The sequence below is a fragment of the Streptomyces sp. GbtcB7 genome, assembly GCF_019091445.1.
In the GTDB taxonomy this organism is placed as follows: Bacteria; Actinomycetota; Actinomycetes; order Streptomycetales; family Streptomycetaceae; genus Streptomyces; species Streptomyces mirabilis.
In genome coordinates this window covers 237,492-261,117 of the sequence record NZ_JAGXJM010000010.1, presented here as the reverse complement: position 1 = coordinate 261,117, position 23,626 = coordinate 237,492, and the positions used below count along the sequence as shown (strand labels likewise).

Annotated in this window: 19 protein-coding genes; 10 read left to right on the top strand and 9 right to left on the bottom strand. The window is 70.5% G+C overall.

The window, feature by feature from the left end; genetic code table 11:
- Positions 1–52: 52 nt before the first annotated feature.
- Together meaB and KVT44_RS18865 are read right to left on the bottom strand one after the other, a co-directional pair.
- Positions 53–1,009: a methylmalonyl Co-A mutase-associated GTPase MeaB gene (gene meaB, locus KVT44_RS18870; protein ID WP_054233198.1), complete on the bottom strand. Its 957-nt coding sequence runs from the start codon at positions 1,007–1,009 to the stop codon at positions 53–55.
- A gap of 88 nt (positions 1,010–1,097) precedes the next feature.
- Positions 1,098–2,300, bottom strand: a complete 1,203-nt coding sequence (locus tag KVT44_RS18865) for an acetyl-CoA C-acetyltransferase (protein WP_217567853.1) — start codon at positions 2,298–2,300, stop codon at positions 1,098–1,100.
- Positions 2,301–2,446: 146 nt separating this feature from the next.
- On the opposite strand from KVT44_RS18865, the gene mce reads away from it, so the two are divergent.
- The 5 genes from mce to KVT44_RS18840 all read left to right on the top strand — a co-directional run bounded on the left by mce (position 2,447) and on the right by KVT44_RS18840 (position 10,064).
- Positions 2,447–2,887: a methylmalonyl-CoA epimerase gene (mce, locus tag KVT44_RS18860; protein WP_054233200.1), complete on the top strand. Its 441-nt coding sequence runs from the start codon at positions 2,447–2,449 to the stop codon at positions 2,885–2,887.
- Between the two features lie 265 nt (positions 2,888–3,152).
- A complete protein-coding gene (gene scy, locus KVT44_RS18855) occupies positions 3,153–7,004 on the top strand; it encodes a polarized growth protein Scy (protein ID WP_217567852.1) in 3,852 nt (1,283 codons plus the stop codon).
- Between the two features lie 183 nt (positions 7,005–7,187).
- Positions 7,188–8,123 (top strand): cellulose-binding protein, encoded by a 936-nt coding sequence (locus tag KVT44_RS18850; protein WP_099920630.1) that lies wholly within the window; start codon positions 7,188–7,190, stop codon positions 8,121–8,123.
- A 217-nt stretch (positions 8,124–8,340) separates the two neighbouring features.
- On the top strand, positions 8,341–9,291 hold the full coding sequence (locus KVT44_RS18845; protein WP_099925387.1) for an ABC transporter ATP-binding protein: 951 nt from the start codon (positions 8,341–8,343) through the stop codon (positions 9,289–9,291).
- A gap of 2 nt (positions 9,292–9,293) precedes the next feature.
- Positions 9,294–10,064: an ABC transporter permease gene (locus KVT44_RS18840; protein ID WP_099920631.1), complete on the top strand. Its 771-nt coding sequence runs from the start codon at positions 9,294–9,296 to the stop codon at positions 10,062–10,064.
- A gap of 4 nt (positions 10,065–10,068) precedes the next feature.
- Here the strand turns inward: KVT44_RS18840 and KVT44_RS18835 are convergent, their stop codons facing one another.
- Complete coding sequence (locus tag KVT44_RS18835) at positions 10,069–11,031, bottom strand: hypothetical protein (protein ID WP_190174291.1); 963 nt, start codon at positions 11,029–11,031, stop codon at positions 10,069–10,071.
- Between the two features lie 362 nt (positions 11,032–11,393).
- Here KVT44_RS18835 and KVT44_RS18830 point away from each other — a divergent pair, with 362 nt between their 5' ends.
- The 3 genes from KVT44_RS18830 (at position 11,394) to KVT44_RS18820 (ending at position 14,591) form a co-directional block, all read left to right on the top strand.
- Positions 11,394–12,284 carry a hypothetical protein gene (locus KVT44_RS18830; protein ID WP_229889575.1) on the top strand — a complete coding sequence of 297 codons (891 nt, stop codon included), beginning with the start codon at positions 11,394–11,396 and terminating at the stop codon, positions 12,282–12,284.
- Between the two features lie 247 nt (positions 12,285–12,531).
- Positions 12,532–13,749 (top strand): ABC transporter ATP-binding protein, encoded by a 1,218-nt coding sequence (locus KVT44_RS18825; RefSeq protein ID WP_217567851.1) that lies wholly within the window; start codon positions 12,532–12,534, stop codon positions 13,747–13,749.
- A complete protein-coding gene (locus tag KVT44_RS18820) occupies positions 13,746–14,591 on the top strand; it encodes an ABC transporter permease subunit (RefSeq protein WP_217567850.1) in 846 nt (281 codons plus the stop codon). The genes KVT44_RS18825 and KVT44_RS18820 overlap by 4 nt, the downstream gene beginning before the upstream one ends.
- Before the next feature lie 22 nt (positions 14,592–14,613).
- On the opposite strand, the gene KVT44_RS18815 is transcribed toward KVT44_RS18820, so the two are convergent.
- The gene (locus KVT44_RS18815) at positions 14,614–14,946 is read right to left on the bottom strand and encodes an ATP/GTP-binding protein (RefSeq protein WP_099920635.1); all 333 of its coding nucleotides are present in this window, start codon (positions 14,944–14,946) and stop codon (positions 14,614–14,616) included.
- A 220-nt stretch (positions 14,947–15,166) separates the two neighbouring features.
- Between KVT44_RS18815 and KVT44_RS18810 the strand changes: the two genes are divergently transcribed.
- The gene (locus tag KVT44_RS18810; RefSeq protein ID WP_099920636.1) at positions 15,167–16,195 is read left to right on the top strand and encodes an LLM class flavin-dependent oxidoreductase; all 1,029 of its coding nucleotides are present in this window, start codon (positions 15,167–15,169) and stop codon (positions 16,193–16,195) included.
- A gap of 256 nt (positions 16,196–16,451) precedes the next feature.
- Here KVT44_RS18810 and KVT44_RS18805 read toward each other — a convergent pair whose 3' ends face one another.
- On the bottom strand, positions 16,452–16,844 hold the full coding sequence (locus KVT44_RS18805) for an SCO5389 family protein (RefSeq protein ID WP_067369067.1): 393 nt from the start codon (positions 16,842–16,844) through the stop codon (positions 16,452–16,454).
- Between the two features lie 244 nt (positions 16,845–17,088).
- Between KVT44_RS18805 and nucS the strand changes: the two genes are divergently transcribed.
- Positions 17,089–17,760, top strand: coding sequence for an endonuclease NucS (gene nucS / locus KVT44_RS18800; protein ID WP_060901300.1), 672 nt, complete (start codon positions 17,089–17,091; stop codon positions 17,758–17,760).
- 96 nt (positions 17,761–17,856) lie between these two features.
- Here the strand turns inward: nucS and KVT44_RS18795 are convergent, their stop codons facing one another.
- The 4 genes from KVT44_RS18795 to KVT44_RS18780 form a co-directional block, all read right to left on the bottom strand.
- Positions 17,857–20,430 carry an ATP-binding protein gene (locus KVT44_RS18795; RefSeq protein WP_217567849.1) on the bottom strand — a complete coding sequence of 858 codons (2,574 nt, stop codon included), beginning with the start codon at positions 20,428–20,430 and terminating at the stop codon, positions 17,857–17,859.
- Positions 20,431–20,700: 270 nt separating this feature from the next.
- Entirely contained in the window at positions 20,701–21,024 is a 324-nt protein-coding gene (locus KVT44_RS18790; RefSeq protein WP_030596935.1) for an STAS domain-containing protein, read from the bottom strand.
- Positions 21,025–21,231: 207 nt separating this feature from the next.
- A complete protein-coding gene (locus KVT44_RS18785; RefSeq protein ID WP_054233213.1) occupies positions 21,232–22,080 on the bottom strand; it encodes a 3-hydroxyacyl-CoA dehydrogenase family protein in 849 nt (282 codons plus the stop codon).
- 117 nt (positions 22,081–22,197) lie between these two features.
- Positions 22,198–23,472, bottom strand: coding sequence for a transposase (locus tag KVT44_RS18780; RefSeq protein WP_254649553.1), 1,275 nt, complete (start codon positions 23,470–23,472; stop codon positions 22,198–22,200).
- Positions 23,473–23,626 lie beyond the last annotated feature (154 nt).

The window sequence follows — 23,626 nt, the reverse complement described above, 5'->3', positions numbered from 1 at the left end:
GTCTGGGGGCGGAGCACCCGGGGGCGGGATGGGGCGGGTGGGAAACCCTGCCTCAGCTCTCTGTCAGGCCCTCCACCAACGAGTCCGCCGCCCGGTAGGGATCCAGCTCCCCCGCCACGATCCGCTCCGCGAGCGCACTGAGGCGACGGTCGCCATGAAGGTCACCGATGCGTTGGCGCAGCGCAGTGACGGCGATCGTCTCGACCTCCTGGGACGCCCGGGCGAGGCGGCGCTCGGCGAGGACACCGTGCTCCTCCATCCAGGCGTGGTGCTTCTCCAGGGCCTCGACGACCTCGTCGATGCCCTCGCCCCGCGCCGCGACCGTCTTGACGATCGGCGGCCGCCAGTCCCCGGGGCCTCGGGACTCGCCGAGCCCGAGCATGTGGTTCAGCTCACGCGCAGTCGCGTCGGCACCGTCCCGGTCGGCCTTGTTCACCACGTACACGTCGCCGATCTCCAGGATTCCGGCCTTCGCCGCCTGGATGCCGTCGCCCATGCCGGGGGCGAGCAGGACCACCGAGGTGTCCGCCTGGGAGGCGATCTCCACCTCCGACTGGCCCACACCGACCGTCTCCACCAGGATCACGTCACAGCCCGCCGCGTCCAGGACGCGGATGGCCTGGGGGGCCGCCCAGGCCAGACCGCCCAGATGGCCTCGCGTGGCCATCGAGCGGATGTAGACGCCGGGGTCGGAGGCGTGCTCGGACATGCGGACACGGTCGCCGAGCAGGGCGCCTCCGGAGAACGGCGAGGACGGGTCGACGGCCAGGACCCCGACCCGCTTGCCCTGCCGCCGGTACGCCGTCACCAGCGCCGAGGTCGAGGTCGACTTGCCCACGCCCGGAGAGCCGGTGAGCCCGACGACGTACGCGTTGCCGGTCAGCGGGGCCAGCGCCGCCATGACCTCGCGCAACTGCGGGGACGCCCCCTCCACCAGGGAGATCAGCCGGGCCACGGCCCGCGGCCTGCCTTCCCTGGCCTGGGCCACCAGCGAGGAGACGTCCTGCATCACAGCTCCGTTCAGATCCGTTCAGTTGTACGCACCGAGGTCGTTCAGAGTCGTACGCACCAGGGTCGTACGGACAGAGACAACGGCTTCAGGCCTTGGGTACCCGCACGATCAGCGCGTCACCCTGCCCACCGCCACCGCACAGCGCCGCCGCACCGACCCCGCCGCCGCGCCGCTTGAGCTCCAGGGCGAGGTGCAGCACGAGGCGGGCGCCGGACATCCCGATCGGGTGACCGAGAGCGATGGCACCACCGTTGACGTTCACCTTTTCCGTGGATACGCCGAGGTCCTTCATTGACTGCACGGCGACCGCGGCGAACGCCTCGTTGATCTCGATCAGGTCGAGGTCGGAGACGTCGAGGCCCTCCTTCTTCAGGGCGTGCAGGATCGCGTTCGACGGCTGGGACTGGAGGGAGTTGTCCGGACCTGCGACGTTCCCGTGCGCGCCGATCTCGGCGATCCACTGGAGGCCCAGCTCCTGCGCCTTGGTCTTGCTCATCACGACCACGGCCGCGGCGCCGTCGGAGATCTGCGAGGAGGTGCCCGCCGTGATCGTGCCGTCCCGGGTGAAGGCGGGGCGCAGCTTGGCCAGCGACTCCACCGTCGTCTCGGCGCGGATGCCCTCGTCCTTGCTGAAGACGACGGGCTCACCCTTGCGCTGCGGAATCTCCACGGGCGTGATCTCCGCCTCGAAGATGCCGTTCTTCTGGGCGGCGGCCGCACGCTGGTGGGAGAGGGCCGCGATCTCGTCCTGCTCCGGGCGGGCGATGCCCAGGCGTGTGTTGTGCTTCTCCGTCGACTCGCCCATGGCGATGTTCTCGAAGGCGTCGGTGAGACCGTCGTACGCCATCGCGTCGAGCATCTCGATCGCGCCGTACTTGAAGCCCTCGCGGGACTTGGGGAGCAGGTGGGGCGCGTTCGTCATGGACTCCTGGCCGCCCGCGACCACGATGTCGAATTCACCCGCGCGGATCAGCTGGTCCGCGAGCGCGATGGCGTCGAGACCGGACAGACACACCTTGTTGATCGTGAGCGCCGGGACGCTCATCGGGATGCCCGCCTTGACCGCGGCCTGGCGCGCCGGGATCTGGCCCGCCCCGGCCTGCAGCACCTGACCCATGATCACGTACTGCACCTGGTCGCCACCGATCCCCGCACGGTCGAGGGCGGCCTTGATCGCGAAGCCTCCGAGGTCGGCCCCGGAGAAGGACTTCAGCGAGCCCAGCAACCGTCCCATGGGCGTTCGGGCGCCCGCGACGATCACCGAGGTACTGCTGTTCGTTCCAGACATGAGGTGCGATCCCCTTACCGGCTGCACAGCCGAGGAGTGAACGAGGGTTTACTTGAATGTACTGAGCGGTAGGCCACCCGTCATCCGGCAGTCAGTGTGATCGCGCGCACGTTGCGTAACCGCCGTATGAGCGCTGCACTGACTCCATGCTGACGCGAATCGACCACATCGGTATCGCCTGCTTCGACCTCGACGCGACTGTCGAGTTCTACCGGGCGACGTACGGCTTCGAGGTCTTCCACTCCGAGGTCAACGAGGAGCAGGGCGTCCGCGAGGCCATGCTCAAGATCAATGAGACGTCCGACGGCGGCGCCTCCTACCTCCAGCTCCTGGAGCCGACCCGCGAGGACTCGGCCGTCGGGAAGTGGCTGGCGAAGAACGGCGAAGGTGTCCATCACATCGCGTTCGGTACGGCGGACGTCGACGCCGATGCCGCCGATATCAGGGAGAAAGGCGTACGAGTCCTCTACGACGAGCCCCGACGCGGCTCCATGGGGTCACGAATCACGTTCCTTCACCCAAAGGATTGCCACGGTGTCCTGACAGAACTGGTCACTTCGGCGGCTGTTGAGTCACCTGAGCACTGACCTCCGTATATCTGGGCCGGTAGGGTTGGGGGTGGCCGCTGCCGTTTCGGGGCGGCCCAGGGCCTGTCCGGCGACGGGCCCTGAGGTCATGCCGTCCTGAGGACGGCGTGGTCAAGGGCCGGGGTCCAGGTTTCGGGGGACGAGCGTCGGGGCGACAGCCCGTGCTCCGCTGTTGATCTGACACCATTCCCCGGGGGCCCCGTTCGGCGGATGGACGGGGTTCGTTTGGAGAGACTTGCGACCAGGGGACGGATGGGACCGCGCAGTGCGGGGCTACGAACGCCAGGAGCGAGAGCCGGCGGCTGACGTCGACCACCTCTCTCGGTTCGAGGCCGAGATGGAACGGCTGAAGACCGAGCGGGAGAAGGCCGTCCAGCACGCCGAGGACCTCGGCTATCAGGTCGAGGTGCTGCGCGCCAAGCTGCACGAGGCGCGCCGCAGTCTGGCGACCCGGCCTGCCTACGACAGCGGTGGCGACCTCGGCTATCAGGCCGAGCAGTTGCTCCGTAATGCCCAGATCCAGGCCGATCAGCTGCGCGCCGACGCCGAGCGCGAGATGAGCCAGGCCCGGGCCCAGACGCAGCGCATCCTCCAGGAGCACGCCGAGCAGGCCGCCCGGTTGCAGGCGGAGCTGCACCAGGAGGCGGTCGCGCGCCGCCAGCAGCTCGATCAGGAGCTGGCCGAGCGCCGTCAGACCGTCGAGTCGCACGTCAACGAGAACGTGGCATGGGCCGAGCAGCTGCGCGCCCGCAGCGAGCAGCAGGCCCGCCGGCTCCTGGAGGAGTCGCGCACGGAGGCGGACCAGGCGCTGAGCGCCGCCCGCACGGAGGCCGAGCGGATCGCCGCCGAGGCCCGCCAGCGGCTGACGAACGACGCCGAGTCGGCCCGTGCGGAGGCCGAGGCGCTGCTGCGCCGGGCCCGCACGGACGCCGAGCGGCTGCTGAACGCCGCGTCGACGCAGGCCCAGGAGGCCACCGACCACGCCGAGCAGCTGCGCAGCTCCACGGCGAACGAGTCGGACAGCGCCCGCCGCCAGGCCACCGAGCTGAGCCGGGCCGCCGAGCAGCGCATGACGGAGGCCGAGTCGGCGCTGCGCGAGGCGCGGACCGAGGCGGACAAGGTCGTCGCCGAGGCGAAGGAGACCGCGGCCAAGGCCCTGGCGAGCGCCGAGTCGGCGAACGAGCAGCGCACGCGGACGGCGAAGGAACAGGTCGCCCGGCTGGTCAGCGAGGCCACCAAGGAGGCCGAGACCACCAAGTCCGACGCCGAGCAGGCCGTCGCGGACGCCAAGGCCAAGGCCGAGAAGATCGTCGCGGAGGCCGAGGAGACCGCGCGCAGCCTCACCGCCGAGGAGACCGCCTCCCAGCTCTCCAAGGCGGCCCGTACCGCCGAGGACGTCCTGAACAAGGCGTCCGAGGACGCCAAGGCGACCAGGAAGGCGGCGGCCGAGGAGGCCGAGCGCATCCGCACCGAGGCGGAGTCCGAGGCGGACCGGCTGCGTGCCGAGGCGCACGACATCGCCGAGCAGCTCAAGGGCACGGCGAAGGACGACACCAAGGAGTACCGCGCCAAGACGGTCGAGCTGCAGGAGGAGGCGCGCCGGCTGCGCGGCGAGGCCGAGCAGCTGCGCTCCGACGCCAATGCCGAGGGCGAGCGGATCCGCTCCGAGGCCCGGCGCGAGGCCGTCCAGCAGATCGAGGAGGCGGCCAAGACCGCCGAAGAGCTGCTCGCGAAGGCCAAGGCGGACGCGGACGAGCTGCGGAACACGGCCACCGGCGACAGCGAGCGGGTGCGCACCGAGGCCATCGAGCGCGCCACGACACTGCGCCGCCAGGCCGAGGAGACCCTGGACCGCACGCGCAAGGAGGCCGAGCGCAACCGCGAGGAGGCCGTCGAGCTCTCCGACACGATCAAGGCGGAGGCCGAGCGGGCCGCCGAGGCGCTGCGCGAGGAGACCGAGCGCGCCATAGCGGCCCGTCGGACGGAGGCCGCCGAGGAGCTGACCCGGCTGCACACCGAGGCCGAGCAGCGGCTCGCCTCGGCCGAGCAGGCGCTGAGCGACGCACGGGCGGACGCCGAGCGGATCCGCCGTGAGGCCGCCGAGGAGAGCGACCGGCTGCGTTCGGAGGCCGCCGAGCGGATCCGTACGCTCCAGGCGCAGGCCGAGGCGGAGGCGGAGCGGCTGCGCAACGAGGCCGCCGCGGACGCCTCCACGTCGCGCGCCGAGGGCGAGAACATCGCCGTACGACTGCGGTCCGAGGCCGCGGCGGAGGCCGAGCGGCTGAAGTCGGAGGCCCAGGACAGCGCCGACCGGGTACGGACGGAGGCCCAGGCCGCGGCCGAGCGGCTGGCCACCGAGGGCGCGGAGACGCTGGCCGCCGCCCAGGAGGAGGCCGCCCGGCGCCGCCGCGAGGCCGAGGAACTCCTCGGTTCCGCGCGCCAGGAGGCGGACCAGGAGCGCGAGCGGGCCCGCGAGCAGAGCGAGGAGCTCCTCGCCTCCGCGCGCAACCGTGTCGACGAGGCCCAGGCCGAGGCCGTACGGCTGGTCGAAGAGGCCGACCGGCGCGCGACCGAGATGGTCTCCAGCGCCGAGCAGACCGCGCAGCAGGTGCGCGACGCCGTGGCGGGGCTGCACGAGCAGGCCCAGGAGGAGATCACCGGCCTGCGCAGCGCCGCCGAACACGCGGCGGACCGGACCAGGACCGAGGCGCAGCAGGAGGCGGACCGGGTCCGCGCCGACGCGTACGCGGAGCGGGAGCGGGCCTCCGAGGACGCGAGCCGTATCCGGCGCGAGGCGGCCGAGGAGACGGACGCCGCCAAGTCGCTCGCGGAGCGTACGGTTTCGGAGGCGATCGCCGAGTCCGAGCGGCTGCGTTCGGAGGCCGCCGAGCACGCCCAGCGGGTGCGCACCGAGGCCTCCGACACCATCGCGAACGCCGAGCAGGACGCTTCGCGCAGCCGTGCCGAGGCCCGGGAGGACGCGAACCGGATCCGTTCGGACGCGGCCACGCAGGTCGACACGCTCATCACTGAGGCGCGCTCCGAGGCGGAGCGGCTGACGAACGAGACGAACGCCGAGGCCGAGCGCGTGCGCGCGGAGTCCGTGGCCAAGGCCGAGCGGCTGGTCTCGGACGCGACCGGGGACGCGGAGCGGCTGCGCGCCGAGGCCGCCGAGACGGTCGGTTCCGCGCAGCAGCACGCCGAGCGGATCCGCAGCGAGTCCGAGCGCGTCAAGGCCGAGGCGGCGGCGGAGGCCGAGCGGCTCACGTCCGATGCCCGCGAGGAGGCCGACCGGACGCTGGACGCGGCACGCCGGGAGGCCAACAAGCGGCGCTCCGAGGCGGCCGAGCAGGTCGACACCCTCATCTCGGAGACGGCGTCCGAGGCGGACAAGCTGCTCGCCGAGGCGCAGCAGAGCGCGCAGAAGACCACGGCGGACGCCGAGTCGCAGGCCGACACGATGGTGGGCGCGGCACGCAACGAGGCCGAGCGGCTGGTCTCCGAGGCGACCGTCGAGGGCAACACCCTGGTGGAGCGGTCCCGTGCGGACGCGGACGAGCTGCTGATCGGCGCGCGCCGGGACGCGACCGCCATAAGGGAGCGGGCGGAGGAGCTGCGCGACCGCGTCACCACCGAGATCGAGGAACTGCACGAGCGGGCCAGGCGTGAGTCGGCCGAGGCGATGAAGACGGCCGGCGAGCGCTGCGACGCGCTGGTGCGGGCCGCCGAGGACCAGCTCGCCGAGGCCGAGGCGAAGGCGAAGGACCTGGTCTCGGAGGCCAACTCCGAGGCGAGCAAGGTCCGTATCGCCGCGGTCAAGAAGGCCGAGGGGCTCCTCAAGGAGGCCGAGCAGAAGAAGAGCTCGCTCATCGCGGAGGCGACGGAGATCAAGGCCGAGGCGATCCGCGAGGCGCGGGCCGCGGTCGAGGAGGGCAAGCGCGAGCTGGAGGTGCTGATCCGCCGGCGCGAGGACATCAACGCCGAGATCTCCCGTGTCCAGGATGTCCTGGAGGCGTTGGAGTCCTTTGAGGCCCCGTCCGCAGGCAAGGACGGTGGGGTCAAAGCGGGCGCTGCCGCCGGCGCAACTCGTTCGAGTGGCAAGTCGTCAGAAGGCTAGCCATAACCACCCATTCCGTGCTTTGCGCGGACCTTTGCCACAGGTTCTGGCAAGCCGTCTGACAGTTAGCCACCCAAAAGGAGTCTCATTCTCCAGATCAAACACGCATCCGCTCGATGACACACCGCTTTGGCCCCTAGGATTCCCCCTATCACCTCACCGGTCTCATTCGACAGGAACCCCATGAGCGACACTTCCCCCTACGGCTTCGAGCTTGTGCGGCGTGGGTACGACCGCGCTCAGGTGGACGAACGCATTTCGAAGCTCGTCTCCGACCGTGACAGCGCTCTGGCCCGTATCACTGCTCTCGAAAAGCGCATCGAGGAGCTCCACCTCGAGACGCAGAACGCCCAGGCCCAGGTCAGCGACGCGGAGCCGTCGTACGCGGGTCTCGGCGCGCGTGTCGAGAAGATCCTCCGCCTCGCCGAGGAGGAGGCGAAGGATCTGCGCGAGGAGGCCCGTCGCGCGTCCGAGCAGCACCGTGAGCTCGCCGAGTCGGCCGCCCAGCAGGTCCGCAACGACGCAGAATCGTTCGCTGCAGACCGCAAGTCCAAGGCCGAGGACGAGGGCGTCCGGATCGTCGAGAAGGCCAAGAGCGACGCCTCCCAGCTGCGCCAGGAGGCGCAGAAGGACGCGCAGTCCAAGCGCGAGGAGGCGGACGCCCTCTTCGAGGAGACCCGTGCCAAGGCCGCGCAGGCCGCCGCCGACTTCGAGACGAACCTCGCCAAGCGCCGCGAGCAGTCCGAGCGTGACCTGGCGTCGCGTCAGGCCAAGGCCGAGAAGCGCCTCGCGGAGATCGAGCACCGCGCGGAGCAGCTCCGCCTGGAGGCCGAGAAGCTGCGCACGGACGCCGAGCGCCGCGCCCGCCAGACGGTGGAGACGGCCCAGCGCCAGGCCGAGGACATCGTGGCCGACGCGAACGCCAAGGCCGACCGCATCCGCTCGGAATCCGAGCGCGAGCTGGCGGCGCTGACGAACCGTCGCGACTCGATCAACGCTCAGCTCACGAACGTCCGCGAGATGCTCGCGACGCTCACGGGCGCCGCGGTGGCCGCCGCGAGCACGCCGGCCGAGGACGAGCCGATCTCCCGCGGGGTTCCGGCCCAGCAGACCCGGTAGGTTCGGGCGGTTTCCGGCAGCACTCCGGCCCGCGCTCTCTTCTCGGGAGCGCGGGCCGTTGGTGTGCCCCGCGAGGGGCGCGGGGCTGTGACATTTCGCGACTCCGCCGCGTGGGCGCGACAAGCCACGATGGCGCGGCAGTCGGAGACGGTGAACATGCGGCAAACACACCGCCGCCCAAGTGGCACGGCCCCGGACCGAGACCTACCGTGTCCGCATGATCGAGCTAGAGGGGCTGACCAAGCGGTACGGCGAGAAGGTGGCGGTCAACCATCTGACCTTCACCGTCAGACCCGGTATCGTCACGGGGTTCCTCGGTCCGAACGGCGCGGGCAAGTCCACGACGATGCGGATGATGCTCGGCCTCGACCGCCCCACCGCGGGCGACGTACGCATCGACGGGAAGCACTACGACCACCTCAAGGACCCGCTGAAGTACATCGGCGCCCTGCTGGACGCCAAGGCCATGCACGGCGGCCGCAGCGCCTTCAACCACCTCCTCTGTCTCGCCCAGAGCAACGGCATCCCCAAGGCGCGGGTGGACGAGGTCCTCGACACCGTGGGCCTCACCTCGGTGGCCAGGAAGAAGGCCAAGGGCTTCTCGCTCGGCATGGGCCAACGACTCGGCATCGCGGGCGCGCTGCTCGGCGACCCGCGGATCCTGATGTTCGACGAGCCGGTCAACGGCCTCGACCCCGAGGGCATCCACTGGATCCGCAACCTGATGAAGTCGCTGGCCGGCCAGGGCCGTACGGTCTTCGTGTCGAGTCACCTCATGAGCGAGATGGCGCTGACCGCGGATCACCTCGTCGTCATCGGCCAGGGCCGCCTCCTCGCGGACACCTCCATGGCCGACTTCATCGCGCAGAACTCGCGGTCGTACGTCCGTATCCGCTCCCCCCAGCGCGAGCGGCTGCTCGACGTCCTGCACGGGGCGGGGATCACCGTCGTCGAGAGCGGCAGCGGGACGCTGGAGGTGGACGGCGCGAAGTCGGAGCAGATCGGTGAGCTGGCCGCGCAGCACCAGATCGTGCTGCACGAGCTGAGTCCCCAGCAGGCCTCCCTGGAGGAGGCGTTCATGCAGCTGACCGCGGAGTCGGTGGAGTACCACGCGCACACCGATGCCCCGCCCCAGCAGTGGGGCGGCGGCTGGAACAAGGAGACCTGAGCATGGCGGCGACCCAGGTCCTCAAGTCCGAGTGGACCAAGATCCGGTCCGTCGCGTCCACCGTCTGGACACTCAGTCTCGCCGCGGTGGTCACGATCGCGCTGGGCATCCTGATCTCGCTGCTGTCGAACAACGAGTTCGACAAGATGGGCGAGAAGGACCGGCTCTCCTTCGACCCGACGTTCATCAGCTTCGCGGGGATGACCCTCGGTCAGCTCGCGATGATCGTGTTCGGGGTGCTCGTGGTCGGCAACGAGTACAGCACCGGCATGATCCGCACCTCGCTGGCCGCGGTCCCGCAGCGCGGCACGTTCCTCTTCAGCAAGATCGCGGTGGCGGCAGGGCTCGCCCTCGTCGTCGGCATGATCACCAGCTTCATCGCCTTCTTCCTGGGACAGGCGGCGCTCGGCACGCACAGCGCGTCGATCAGCGACTCCGGGGTGCTGCGCGCGGTGGTCGGCGGCGGCCTCTACATGACGCTGATCGCGGTCTTCTCGATGGGCGTCGCGACGATGCTGCGCAGCCCGATGCTCTCGCTCGGCATCCTCATGCCGTTCTTCTTCCTGATCTCCAACATCCTCGGCGCGGTGTCCGCGACCAAGAAGATCGGCCGCTATCTGCCCGACCAGGCCGGCAGCAAGATCATGCGGGTGGTGACCCCGATCGGCGACGACACCCCGTACGGACCCTGGGGCGGCCTGGCGATCATGGTCCTGTGGGTGGTCGCGGCGCTCCTCGGGGGCTACCTGCTGCTGAAGAGGCGGGACGCGTAGACACTCAGGGCCTGGGGTCCTCGCCGTTCGGGTGGGGTTCCAGGGCGTCGAAGTCCGTCCAGCCCTCCCAGCGCCACACGTCCTTGTCCAGGTCCGGCTGGAGCGGCACGAAGCGGCCGAGTTCGAAGTCGCCCGCCTCCAGGTCGAACCAGCGCTCGTCGGCGACCTCGGTGCCCAGGCCCACGGTCCGCGCCGTCAGCCGGACGAGGAGCTTGACGCCGTACGAGCCGGACAGCTCCTTGCCCTGGATACGCCGGAACGGCAGTTCGGCCACCGGTGCCTCGACCGGTATCCACACGGTGAACGGCGCCCCGCGCTCGACCGCGAGCCAGTACCGCTCGTCGGCCGGTTCGCCCTGCGCGTCCAGGACCTTCAGCCACTGTTTGTAGATGACCAGGCTGCCGTCGTGCGGGGAGCGCTCCAGGTAGCGCAGATGGGCACGGGCGCGCAGATCCACGACGGACAGGTTGTCGAAGCGGTTGTAGAAGCGGACGGCGATGATCGCGTCCTCGCTGTCGGCGTGGCGCCTCGAGTAGCCGGGGAAGTCCGCGGTCCAGGCGTGCGAGATGCTGGCCCGCTGCCGCCAGACGAACGGCCGCAGCGCGAACATCTTGATCAGCACGATGCCCAGCAGCACCGCGGGCACCAGGGAGCCCGTGACGGAGGCGACCGTGGCGAGCAGTTGGTGCGCGGTGCTGTCCGGCTCGGGGTTGAGATTGTCCGTACCGACACTCGCCCGCAGCACCGCGAGGCTCAGGTCGAAGAGCCGCTCCCCGTTCGAGAACCGCTGCGCCATCGACCGCGACGAGTGCTCGGTGAGCGTCCACGCGGTCGCGATGACGACGGAGAGCCCGGCCAGCGCGCCCAGCGTCATCAGAAGGAGAGCGTGGACGGTACGTCCGGCGATCCACCAGCGAACGGACGTACGGAAGCGCGGATGGGCCCGGCCCCGCCCCGAGGACCCCACCCGACTCCACCCGCGTCTCATCAACCTCAACTCACTTCCCCCGTAACCCACTTCGCCCCCACTCGTACAATGGGACGGCATGATTCCCGGTGTCCGTTCCGGCCAACCCCGTCCGGACGGGGAGACCAGGCCCCGCCCCGGGTACACCTCGCGTGGAAGGCTTTAGGGGGTGTCTTGTGGGCCAGTCCGGGCTCGCGGTGTCTGGCACGCACATCTGCGGCGTTGTCGTCGGTCAACGACGCTCCGCGTCGCCTCCCTCCTCCGCCTTGCAGCTGCACGCACCAGACACCGCTCCCTGATCCGGACTGGCCCACAAGACACCCCCTGCCCCTATCGCGCGACCACCCCCGAAGGGCGTCACCGTGACGACGAAGGACCGAAGCCTGCAGGCGCTGGGCCTGGACGACGTGCCCGCGAAGCAGCCGCTCACCTATCCCGGCCGTCCCACCACCGAACCCTCGCTGCTCACCGGCGGCGAACTGCTCCAGCTCGACGTGCGGCCGCTGCGGCTCGGCGAGTGGTACGTGGAGGAGCGCCAGGAGCAGCAGCGGCTCGACGAGGCGCTCGCCGACCTCGGCCAGGTCGGCACCGGGCACCGCCACCCGGTGATCGCCGTCGGCTCCAACGCCTCCCCCGGCCAGGTCGCCCACAAGCTGACCCGGCTCGGCATCCCGGCGACGGTGCCGATGGTCCCGGTGCGGGTGCACGGCATCGGGGTGGGCTGCTCGGGGCACATCAGTCCGGCGGGGTACGTGGCGGGGACGCCGTACGTCGACCCGCGCGCCGAGACCACGCTCGTCGTCACCTGGCTGGACTCGACGCAGCTGAAGGCGGTCGACGACACCGAGTTCCCGGACTACCGGCGGGCGATACTCCCGGGCGACGCGTTCGCGATGACGATGCCCTCCGGGGAGCGGCTCGGCGGTGCGTACATCTACTTCAGCGCGCACGGGGTGCTCGCCGATCCGGCCACCGGGCAGCCGCGTCCGGGCGGCGGCGACCAGGCGCAGCTGCTCGCCGCGCTGCTGGCCGGCTCCGCCCGGCTGCGCGAACTGCTCGGTCCCGACCCGGCCACCTGGGTGCGGCGCGCGGGAGCCGACCGCGCGCTGCGTGAGCGGGGCACGCTGGTCTTCGGTGAGGAGGGCTGGGTACTGCCGCAGACGGACTTCCTGCCGTACGTCGACGACGCGTCCGAGCTGCGGCTGTACGACGACCTGCCGCCGCTGGACGACTCGCTTCCCCGTCGGGCGTGAGGCGTGCTCCGTATCGGCTGCGGTATCGGGTGCGGAGGTTCCGTTTCCAGCCTGACCAGGCACGACGGGTACCTGACAAAGGTAGGGTGCGGGTAAGGCCCCAGGTAAGACCGTTCTCTCGCCCGTCCCTCGCGTGACCTGCACATTTTTACTTTCTCTTGAGTGGAACCGTCAGCGCCCCGATATCCTCCTAACCCTTACGGGGGCGTGCGCCCCGACGTCCTGAACCTTTCGATGGGTGCGGAGCATGATCGAGGCAGTCGGCCTGACGAAGCGCTACGGCGCCAAGACGGCCGTGTACAACCTTTCCTTCCAGGTGCGGCCGGGTGCCGTCACCGGCTTCCTCGGGCCGAACGGCTCGGGCAAGTCGACGACGATGCGGATGATCCTCGGCCTCGACAACCCCACCTCGGGGCAGGTCACCATCGGCGGCTTCCCCTACCGCAAGCTGCCCAACGCGCCCCGCCAGGTCGGCGCGCTCCTCGACGCCAAGGCCGTGCACGGCGGCCGGCACGCCCGCAACCACCTGCTCTGCCTCGCCCAGCTGTCGGGCATCCCGGCCCGCCGGGTCGACGAGGTGCTCGGCGTGGTCGGACTGCAGGACGTGGCCAAGAAGCGCTCCAAGGGCTTCTCGCTCGGCATGGGACAGCGGCTCGGCATCGCCGCCGCGCTCCTCGGCGACCCTCAGGTGCTGCTCTTCGACGAGCCGGTCAACGGCCTCGACCCCGAGGGCATCCTCTGGGTCCGCAACCTGATGAAGGCGCTCGCGGCGGAGGGCCGCACGGTCTTCGTCTCCTCGCACCTGATGAGCGAGATGGCGCTGACCGCCGACCACCTGATCGTGATCGGCCGCGGTCAGCTGCTCGCCGACCAGAACATCAAGGACTTCATCTCGCACAACTCGGCCGACTTCGCCCGGGTCCGCACCCCGGAGACCGAGCCGCAGCAGCGCGAGAAGCTGACCGCCGCGCTCACCGAGGCGGGTGGCCAGGTGCTGCCCGAGCAGGACGGCGCGCTGCGTGTGATGGGCCTGCCGCTGCCCCGCATCAGCGACCTCGCGCACTCCGCCGACGTACGCCTGTGGGAGCTCTCTCCGCACCAGGCCTCCCTGGAGGAGGCGTACATGCGGATGACACAGGGCGCCGTCGACTACCGCTCGACCATCGACCAGAAGGCCGGGCTCCAGCAGGAGCTGCCGCCAGGTGCCGTGCCGCCGCCGCAGCTGCCGGTCGCGGGCCAGGGCCAGCCGGGCTGGTACGCACCGCCGCCGCCCCAGCAGGGCGGGCAGCCGTTCGCGATGCCGCAGGGCGCCCCGCAGGCGGGTCCCTACGGCGCTCCGGGCACCCCGGGTGCGCCGAGTGCCGCGGACGTCAATCCGTACGCCCAGCCCGCTCCCCAGGCCCCCGCGCAGCCGCCCGCCGCTCCCGCCACCGCCGACCTGACCAAGCCCGAGGACGCCCGATGAGCACGCCCCCGCCCCCGATGCCGCAGCAGGCCGCCGCTGCCCCCACCTGGCAGGCGGCGCCCGGCACTTCGTACAGCTCGCCGATCCCGGTCACCCCCACCCACCTCGGCCACGCGCTCACCTCCGAGTGGACGAAGATCAAGTCGGTGCGCTCGACGCTCTGGACGCTCGGCATCTTCCTGCTCCTGGTGGTCGGCATCGGCTTCCTGGTCGCCGCGCAGACCCAGGACTCCGACTTCAGCGACGTGCCGTACACGATCCCGGCCTTCTTCGGGCTGATCCTGGGCCAGATCTGCCTGATCACACTGGGCGTCCTGGTCGTCTCCTCCGAGTACGGCACGGGCATGATCCGCACGACTTTCACGGCCTCGCCGCAGCGCCACCGGGTGCTCACCGCCAAGTTGATCATCTTCTTCGCGGTGGCGTTCGCCGTCTCGGTGTTCTCCATCGGCCTGGTCGGCCTCATGACCTCGGCCCTGCACAGCGGTTCCTCGCACGTCTCGTGGGGCGGCACTGTCGTCAAGGGCGCGCTGTACGTCTCGCTGCTCGGCGTCCTGTCCCTCGCGGTGGGCTCGATGCTGCGGCACTCGGCGGGCGCGATCACCACGATGCTCGGTGTCGTGCTGGTGCCCGCGATCCTGCCCGCGTTCCTGATGATGTCGCAGAGCATGCGCACGATCGGCGAGAAGATGCAGGAGTACGCCGCTCCCAACGCCCTCGCCAGGGTCTTCGCGCTGGACAACGAGAACGGCGGCGGCGGCGCGCAGCTCGGTCTGCTCGCCGGGGTGACGGCGGCGGCGATCGCCGGCGCGTACGTGCTGCTGGAGCGCCGGGACGTGTGAGTCCGCTCCGGCCTGAAGTGGCCTAGAACCTGGGCGCGTTACGGGACCGCTGCACCCTTGAGGTGCGGCGGTCCTTCGCGTTCCAGCAGGCCTTGTGCCAGTGGCGGCGCTCGTCGACGCCCGAGTGCTCCGGCCAGGCCACCACGTGCGGGACGCCGGAGGGGATCATCTGGTCGCAGCCCGGGCAGCGGTAGGTCTTGCCCTCGGCGCTGGCGCCCGCCACATGACGCACGCTCCACTCCTCGCCCTGCCAGCTCTCCGTGGACTGCCAGCCGCCGTACCGCCCGGAGCGGTCGTCCTCCGCGCTCCGGTCGGAGGGGTCAAAACCCTTGGGACGGTTGCGACGCGGGGACACAGGACACCTCACGGAGCTATACAGGGAGCAGGGTCTGCTCCAGCCTACGCGGAGCAGACAGGGGTAGCCGTACCCCACCAACCCCCTCAGATCGCCCTCCCGTCGGCTCATTCTGCAGACAATCCGCAAATCTCTCCGACAGGCCGTGTCCTCGGCACGTGTCGGGCGGTTATGCCGGTGGGGGAGCTCCGCGTCGGAGCCGAGGAAGCAGGAAAGCACCATGCACGTTGGAAGTTTTGTACTGGCGGCCCAGTTCCCGGGCCAGGGCCAGGGGGAGGCCCTGCACCGCGCGGTGCGCACGGCCGAGGTCGCCGAAGAGGCCGGGCTCGACGCGGTGTGGCTGGCCGAGCACCACTTCGTGCCGTACGGGACGTGCCCGTCGGCGGTCACCCTGGCCGCCCTGCTGCTGGGCCGCACCAGCCGCATCCACGTGGGTACGGCGGTCAGCGTACTGCCCACCGTCCACCCCGTCGCCCTCGGCGAGCAGGCCGCGCTGCTGCACGTGACGTCCGGCGGCCGTTTCACACTGGGCGTGGGGCGGGGCGGGCCCTGGGTGGACCTGGAGGTCTTCGGCGCGGGCCTGGAGGCATACGAGAAGGGGTTCCCGGAATCACTCGATCTGCTGGTGCGCTGGCTGCGCGAGCCGTCCGTGGAAGGGCGGGGCGAGCGGTTCAGGTTCCGCGAAGTGCCCGTCGTGCCCCGGCCGTCGGAGTCACTGAGCGGCTCCCCCGGCCCCGAGGTCGTCGTCGCCTGCACCTCGCCGGCGAGCGTGCGGCTCGCCGCCGAGCGGGGGCTGCCGATGCTCCTCGGTATGCATGTCGGTGACGAGGAGAAGGCCGAAATGGTGTCCCTGTGGCGACAGTTGGCGCGCGTGGCGGGCCGTTCGACGGACGAGATCCTCGGCGCGGCCCATGTGTCGGCCGGCGTCTGCCAGATCGCGGACCGTCGCACCGACGCCGTCGAGACACTCCTCAAGGCGATGCCGGGCTGGCTGAGGCAGGGGCTGGACGCGCATGTGACGGTCGACGGCCGCGCCCGCGCGATGCGGGACCCGCTGGCGTACACGGAACTCCTGTGCGGGCTGCACCCGGTGGGCACGCCGCGCCTGTGCGCCGACCGTCTCGCGGCCACCTCGGAGCGCACCGGCATCTCCCGCTTCGCCCTCCTCGTCGAGGGCTCCGGCGACTTGGCGGCGACAGAGGAGAACGTCCAACGACTCGGCTCCGAGGTACTCCCCCACCTCGGCTGAGACAGGTCACCGCGGACGGCGTGGGCCCGGGAGAGGGTGCGGGCGCCCTGGGCCCACCAAGGGTCTCCAGGGCCCCACAACCGACTTGTCCCGCCCCGCGGCCCGGACAACTCGGTCTCCCTGACCCGACGCACACGCCCACCCACCCACGATCCGCGTCCCGCCGTCGGCCCGGGGACCCTGGGGAGCCTGCCGCCCCGTACAGATGCACCTCCCGCGTACGGAGCGGCAAGCAATGCGGCATCAAGGCGTCACGTCAGCAGTCTCGGAACTCCGGCGACTGATTCAGCAGCTGACTGCGCACCGAGGTGAAGCGTGCCAGTGTGTCGTCCACTGAGGTGTCCAGTGGGAACACCGCCACCCGATGGCAGTTCTGGAAGGCCAGCCGCACACCGAAGTGCCGCTGCAGCGCGCCGCGTATCGCGTCACTCGCGAGCGCACGCAGCAGCTGGCCACGCGCCTGCTCGTCCGGCGGAGGCGTCTGGTTGTCGGCGAAGTTGCCGCCGTCCACCTTCAGCTGAGCCACCAGGGAGCTGATCATCTCCCATGCGTAGGGCAGGGAGGTCCGGACGCAGTCGACGAATTCTGCTTCGTCGACCTCGCCTCGCTCGGCCTTCTCGAGTAGGGCCGGTGAGACGTCGAGCGACATGGGTTCTCCTCTCGCACCCCCAGACCTCGGGGGTTGCCGGACAGGTAAGGGACATTCGCGATATCGAACACTCTGAGTACACGCATCGCGACCTCCCGTTTATACGGTAAGCAACGTACGGTGACGGCACCAGGAGAATGCGCACATAGCGAACTCCCAGTAGGCCCACAATCAGCCACGACCGAACAGGCGTCTTCCAGGGCGAATCGCGTGGACCTCTGCCCGTCGAGTAGCGTTGCGGACCATGCGTCTCGTCATTGCCCGCTGCTCCGTTGACTACGCGGGCCGGCTCACCGCCCATCTCCCGTCGGCCCCCCGTCTCATCCTGGTGAAGGCGGACGGCAGCGTCTCGATCCACGCTGACGACCGGGCCTACAAGCCCCTCAACTGGATGTCGCCGCCCTGCACCCTGAAGGAGGGCTCCGGCGACGAGGAGGGCGTCTGGACCGTCATCAACAAGGCGGGCGAGAAGCTCATCATCACGATGGAGGAGGTCCTCCACGACTCCTCGCACGAACTCGGCGTGGACCCCGGCCTGATCAAGGACGGCGTGGAAGCGCACCTCCAGGAGCTCCTCGCCGACCGCATCGAAACGCTCGGCGAGGGCTACACGCTCATCCGCCGCGAGTACATGACGGCCATCGGCCCCGTCGACATCCTGTGCCGCGACGGCGAGGGCCAGACCGTCGCCATCGAGATCAAGCGCCGCGGCGAGATCGACGGCGTGGAGCAGCTCACCCGCTACCTGGAGCTGCTCAACCGCGACCCGCACCTCGCGCCGGTCCGTGGCGTCTTCGCCGCCCAGGAGATCAAGCCGCAGGCCCGCGTCCTCGCCACGGACCGCGGCATCGGCTGCACGGTCCTGGACTACGACGCGCTGCGGGGCATCGAGGACGACAAGCTGCGGTTGTTCTGATTCGAACGACTTTGACTCAATCGGCCATGTAGTTCGCCGGTCAGAAGCGAGGGCCGGGTCCGATGTCGGACCCGGCCCTCACTTTTGTCGTGGTGCTCAGATCACCGAACCGTTCGGCGACCCGGCGGCGCCGCTGCTCGCGGGCACGCTCACCGCACTGCTCTGCGGAGCGCTGGCGGTGGTGCTCGCGGGGACGCTGGAGGCGGGGCCGCTGGCGGAGTTCGAGGTGGAGGGCGCCGTCGTCGTCGGGGTGGGCGACCCGGAAGACGACGGCGATGGCGAGGGATCCGCCGAAGCCGACGGCGAAGAGCTCGTCGACGGCTTCGGCGAGGTCGACGACGGCTTGCTCGTCGGCGGCTTGGAAGTCGACTTGGACGGCGACGTCGACGTACCCCCGCCCCCCTTCGTCCCACTCGGGCTGTCCGAAGGCCGCCCGCTCGTGCTCGGCGGCGTCGGGTCGTCCGAGGTCCCGTACGTGCCGTCGGGGCCCGGGTCCGTCGGCGTGGTCACCACGCCCGCGTCGCTGCCGCCCCCGCCGCCCTTCTTCGCCTTGTCGGCGCCGAGGCTGTCGTCCTGGCCGCCCTGGCTGGCCGAGGGATTGACGCCGACCTTCTCGGACGGGTTGTCGGTGTTGTTGTTCGAGGTCGCGCCGAGCGTCACCACGGTGCCGAGCACCGCGACGAGCAGCGCGCCCGCGCCCGCGGCCACCAGGTTGCGCCGCGTGCCGGCCACCAGACGACTGCCCACGCCCACGCGCTTCGACGCCGGACCCGGTTCGGCCCGGTTGGTGACCAGTGTCGAGGGCTCCCCGGCCGGGGCGGAGAGCACGAACGCGGCCGGTACGCCGCCGGGCGGCGATGCCGACTCCTCGTGCCGTGCGTCGGGCACCTCCTCGCCCGCCGCCGTGCGCCCGCCGGACAGTACGGCCACGCCGGGCAGTGCGGCCCCGGAGCGGTCGGCGACCAGCGCGAGGGCCCGGCGGCCCGCGACGGTGCCGCGCTTGTCGGCGAGGGCACCGCGCAGCCCGATGGAGGACTCCAGCTCGGCGCGGGCGCGGTCCAGCTGACCGCCGCAGAGCGCGAGGATTCCCAACTCGTGGTGGAAGTAGGCCTGTTCGCCGACCTCGCCGGCGAGCCGGGAGGCCTCCGCGCCGGAGCGCAGCGCGCGCTCCCAGGCGTTCCAGTTCAGTCCCGCGGCGAAGGCGGGCGCGGCCGTGCGGGCCAGCTGCACGGCGACGCTCTCGTCCTGCTCGTCGGCCGGGGCCGTGGTGAGCGGGACCAGGACGGTGAGGGCGGCGAGCACGGCGTCGGCCTCGGCGCAGACCCGTTCCGGGGTGACCGAGGGGTGTCCGGCCCACCAGGTGTAGTGCTGGGCCGCGGTGCGGGCCTGGTCCTCCAGCCCGTCGGCGTATCCGGCGGCCTCCAGCTGGGCCTGCACACCGGTGGCGAGCCGGTAGCGGGAGCCGACCGGGGAGACCAGCGCGCAGCCCGCCAGTTCGGCGAGCGCGGCGTCGGCGTGGGTGTCGTCCACGAGGGCGGGCAGATGCGTCTGGTGCGGCACCTCGCCGCCGAGCGCGATGGCGAAGCGCAGGGTGGCGCGGGCCGACCCGCTCAGGCGGGAGGCGAGCAGCGCGGCGGGCGCGGCCCCCTCGGCGAGCGAGGGCAGCGGTACGTCGTGGCCGTCGGCGGCCTCGAAGGGCGCGTCGACCGGCAGGTCGACCGGGGCGTCCTGGAAGACGCCGAAGTCGTCGAAGGCGTTCTCCTTGGCCTGCAACTGGTCGCGCTGTCGCAGCAGGGCGCCGGCCTGCATGAAGCGCAGCGGCAGACCCTCGGACTCGAACCAGAGGTCGCCCGCCCAGTTCGCCTCCTCCTCGGTCAGCACGCGTCCGACGGTCCGCTCCAGGAGCTCGAGGCCGCCGCTGCGGTCGAGTCCGCCGAGGAAGACCTCTTCGAGGAGGGAGTCGGCGGAGGGCGCGGGGACGTCAGGGGTCGCGGCGATGGCGAAGGCGCACTCGGGGGTGGCGTCGAGGAGCTCGTCGAGCGCGGTGCCGCCGATCTCCACGTCGTCGAGGACGACGACCGCGCCGATCCCGTGGACGAGTTCGAGCAGTTCGTCCCGTTCGGGACGGTACAGGGGCGCGCTGTAGACGGCGGCGAACAGGTCGTACAGCAGGTCGGTCGCCGTGCGCCGGTACCCGGAGAGGCGGACGACGCCGTCGGGGGCGAGGTCCGCGCAGTCGTCGGCGACGGCGTCGAGCAGGCTGGTGCGGCCGGAGCCGGCGGGGCCGGTGAGGCGTACGGAGCGCCCGCGCGCCAGCAGGCGGACGAGCCGCTCGCGCTCCTCCTGGCGCTCCAGGAGCGGCAGTCGGGGCTGGGCGGGGCCCGGCGGTACGGGCGGCAGGGCGGCGCGGGCCAGATCGGCTCGCTCGGCGGCGCTGAACTTCGTGGGCCGCTGCGGTCGCTCTCCCGGCGGGCAGACCTCTATCTCGCTGCCGTCGACGGGGTTGACCGTGAGCAGGAAGTCGCCCGAGACGAGTTGGACGGTACGGGCGAGTGCGGGTGTGTGCTGACCCAGGTCGGCGGTGAGCGCATCACGCGGTGGGCGCGAGCGAGGCGCCTGGCCGTCGTCGTCATGGCCGTACTCTTCGGGTCCCCGGTTGTTCGGGTCCATGTTCCAAGCCCCCCAAAAGCGTCGTGTGCGGATCTTGTCGCCGGGAGTCCGGTAACAAGGACCCAGGCCCCTCCCGGCCTTGCTGCACACCGCGCTGTCGCTTCTGGTCCGGTGCCCGCTCGTAGGGTTTCGGGTGGCGGGCAGCCGAACCCTAAACCTTCGCACAGTATCTCCGACAGGCCGGGGTACCGCGCCGCCCGAGACGTCACAGTCTCGTGAGGATTGTGCGCGAGGTGCGTTTCGCACGCCGCTCAGGAGGCGTACGCCGGGTCACACCCGGGGCAGTGACTCGACTCCGATGCCGCCCTCGATCGCGAGGATCCGGTGCAGCCGGGTGGCCACCAGCAGGCGCTGCATCTGTGGTGGTACACGGCGCAGCACGAGCCGTCGGCCGCACCGCCCGGCCCTTCGGTGGGCCCCCATGATGACACCGAGCCCGGTGGCGTCCCAGGAGTCCAGCTCGGACAGGTCCAGCACCAGGTCGCCGACTCCGTCGTCGACGGCCGAGTGCAGGACCGTACGGGCGTCCGCCGCGCTGCGTACGTCGAGGCGGCCCCCGACGACCAGCTCGGCGTGGTCGCCCCTGATGTACATATGCGCTCCCCGAGAGTGCGTCTCGTCCTCTGCGTCAGTCTCTCTGCGTCGGTGTCGGTCCGCGTTTTGCGTGTGCACCGTCTGACTGGCTTGAGGCCGCAGAGGTTGCCGTCTGTAAGCGAACCGATACCGAATTCACCTCATGGGGTGACACCCCAGAGGCACGTGCGGTTTCCGTGACGGGTGATGCTGGATGACTCGGTTGATTCAGTGCTTGTAGAAGCCCTGCCCGCTCTTGCGCCCGATGTCACCGGCGTCAACCATCCGGCGCATCAGCTCCGGCGGAGCGAACTTCTCGTCCTGGGTCTCGGTGTAGATGTTGCCGGTGGCGTGCAGGAGGATGTCGACGCCCGTGAGGTCGGCCGTGGCGAGCGGGCCCATGGCATGGCCGAAGCCCAGTTTGCAAGCGAGGTCGATGTCCTCGGCGGTGGCCACGCCGGACTCGTACAGCTTGGTGGCCTCGACGACGAGCGCCGAGATGAGACGGGTCGTCACGAAGCCGGCCACGTCACGGTTGACGACGATGCAGGTCTTGCCGACGGACTCGGCGAACTCCCGTGCGGTGGCGAGGGTTTCGTCGCTCGTCTTGTAGCCGCGCACCAGTTCGCACAGCTGCATCATCGGTACGGGTGAGAAGAAATGGACGCCGACGACCCGCTCCGGGCGCTCGGTGGCCGCGGCGATCTTGGTGATCGGGATGGCGGAGGTGTTCGAGGCGAGCACGGTGTCGTCCCGCACGATCTTGTCGAGCGCGCGGAAGATGTCGTGCTTGACCTCGAGCTTCTCGAAGACGGCCTCGACGACGATGTCCGCGTCCGCGGCGGCGTCGAGATCGGTGGTCGCGGTGATCCGGCCGAGCGCGGCATCGGCGTCGTGCGCCTCCAGCCTGCCCTTGCTCACGAACTTGTCGTAGGAGGCCTTGATGCCGTCGATGCCGCGCGTGAGCGCCTCGTCGGTGACATCCCGCAGAACGACGTCCCAGCCCGCCTGCGCGGACACCTGGGCGATACCGGACCCCATGAGCCCGGCTCCGATGACGGCGAGCTTCCCTGCCACTGTGCGACTCCCCTGACGCGGTGTTTATGTCTGCCTCTCGGGCGGACACTAGCGCTCGTGAGGGCCTGTGTGACGAGTAAGTAATGCGTGTCACGGTCTCACGCCGTGAGACGGTCGTCACGTCTCAACTGACGGACTTGGCGATCCTCCCCCGACCGAAGTCAAGGGGATTCCGACCTGTGCGGTCGGTGCGTTAATTCCTTGCGGTTTCACGCTGGTTGGCGCTTCACGGACCGGCTGACGCCGAGGTCTCCACGCCCTGTGACCCGCATGCCCGCGGGCCAGTGTGCTCTTCGCGCCGACTGTGTCAGCGTGCTCCTTGTGACCGCAGGCGGTGCACACGAACCTCGCTTGGCTCTTGCGATTGTCCGGATGCACATGCCCACAAACAGGGCACGTCGTTGACGTATGAGCGGGATTCACCGTGCGCACCGTGGCGCCGGTACGTCGGGCACGGTTGCGAACCGCCAACTCGAAGGAATGCCAGCCTTTGTCCAGGATGGCACGGTTGAGTCCGGACTTCTGCCGAACTCTGACACCGGGCTCCGCCACGGATCCCCTGGCAGCGGCGGTCATGGCCGCGGTGTTGAGGTCTTCGAGGACCACGAGGGCATTGCCGTCCACAATCTGACGGGCGCTCTGCGCATGGAAGTCCTGGCGCCGGTCACGGACCCTGCGCATGATGACCCGCATCTTCGCCCGGCATGCCCTTCGCCTCTCGGATCCCTTCCGAGTGCGGGCAAGCTGTTGCTGGAGCCGCCGGTACCGTGCGGCCTCACCAGGAGAGACGAAGCTACGGTCAAGGAATTGGCCGTCACTGGTGGCGGCCAGGGTGACAACTCCCCGGTCTACACCCCTCCGGCCGCGCTCCAGCGACACGGCGGGTGCCTTGACGCCGTCCTCCACCAGAAAGCTGACGTACCAGTGCTTGCCGTCGCGGGTCACGGTGGCTGATTTCACCGCGCCGCCGAGCGAGCGGGACCACCGAAAGGTCACCCACCCGAACTTCGGCAGGCGCACCCGGGCCCGCTTTCGCCCCAGCCGTTCGATCGAAAGGTGTCTGGGGTCGGGGAACCGGAACGAGGGCTGCCATCGCTGCTTGGACTTCCATCGCACACGGAATGTGCCATGCCTGCGACACGCTTTGTCCAAGTCCCGGAGCGTCTGCTGAAGAATGTGGGACGGCGCGGCCTTCAGCCAGGAGTGCTCGACCTTCGCCTCGGCTACCTCACGCGCCTGCTGCACATAGCCGACCCACGCACCTCGGCGTCGGTACTCGCGGCGCTGCTCGAGCCCGGTATTCCATACCGCCCGGCAGATATTGCCGAACTCCTCCGCCATCTCGACCTGCCCCGGCGTGAACGCGAGGCGGTACTTCCTGCCCACCAGCATGGTTCACCACCTTCCGTTCCGGGCACAGCCAGGACTCCACTCCGGTTAACGCCGTTCCCGATTCAAGGACACGGGTACGAAGGGAGAACATGCGCACGGAATCGAACGCCTGAGAGGAACGATGCAGAGGCGCCGAAGCAGTGCTCAGTCACAC

Bases quoted from the DNA above. Each gene is read 5' to 3' on its own strand.
- meaB (WP_054233198.1), bottom strand. From the start codon at position 1,009: ATGCAGGACGTCTCCTCGCTGGTGGCCCAGGCCAGGGAAGGCAGGCCG.
- KVT44_RS18865 (WP_217567853.1), bottom strand. From the start codon at position 2,300: ATGTCTGGAACGAACAGCAGTACCTCGGTGATCGTCGCGGGCGCCCGA.
- mce (WP_054233200.1), top strand. From the start codon at position 2,447: ATGCTGACGCGAATCGACCACATCGGTATCGCCTGCTTCGACCTCGAC.
- KVT44_RS18850 (WP_099920630.1), top strand. From the start codon at position 7,188: ATGAGCGACACTTCCCCCTACGGCTTCGAGCTTGTGCGGCGTGGGTAC.
- KVT44_RS18845 (WP_099925387.1), top strand. From the start codon at position 8,341: ATGATCGAGCTAGAGGGGCTGACCAAGCGGTACGGCGAGAAGGTGGCG.
- KVT44_RS18840 (WP_099920631.1), top strand. From the start codon at position 9,294: ATGGCGGCGACCCAGGTCCTCAAGTCCGAGTGGACCAAGATCCGGTCC.
- KVT44_RS18825 (WP_217567851.1), top strand. From the start codon at position 12,532: ATGATCGAGGCAGTCGGCCTGACGAAGCGCTACGGCGCCAAGACGGCC.
- KVT44_RS18820 (WP_217567850.1), top strand. From the start codon at position 13,746: ATGAGCACGCCCCCGCCCCCGATGCCGCAGCAGGCCGCCGCTGCCCCC.
- KVT44_RS18810 (WP_099920636.1), top strand. From the start codon at position 15,167: ATGCACGTTGGAAGTTTTGTACTGGCGGCCCAGTTCCCGGGCCAGGGC.
- KVT44_RS18805 (WP_067369067.1), bottom strand. From the start codon at position 16,844: ATGTCGCTCGACGTCTCACCGGCCCTACTCGAGAAGGCCGAGCGAGGC.
- nucS (WP_060901300.1), top strand. From the start codon at position 17,089: ATGCGTCTCGTCATTGCCCGCTGCTCCGTTGACTACGCGGGCCGGCTC.
- KVT44_RS18795 (WP_217567849.1), bottom strand. From the start codon at position 20,430: ATGGACCCGAACAACCGGGGACCCGAAGAGTACGGCCATGACGACGAC.
- KVT44_RS18790 (WP_030596935.1), bottom strand. From the start codon at position 21,024: ATGTACATCAGGGGCGACCACGCCGAGCTGGTCGTCGGGGGCCGCCTC.
- KVT44_RS18780 (WP_254649553.1), bottom strand. From the start codon at position 23,472: ATGCTGGTGGGCAGGAAGTACCGCCTCGCGTTCACGCCGGGGCAGGTC.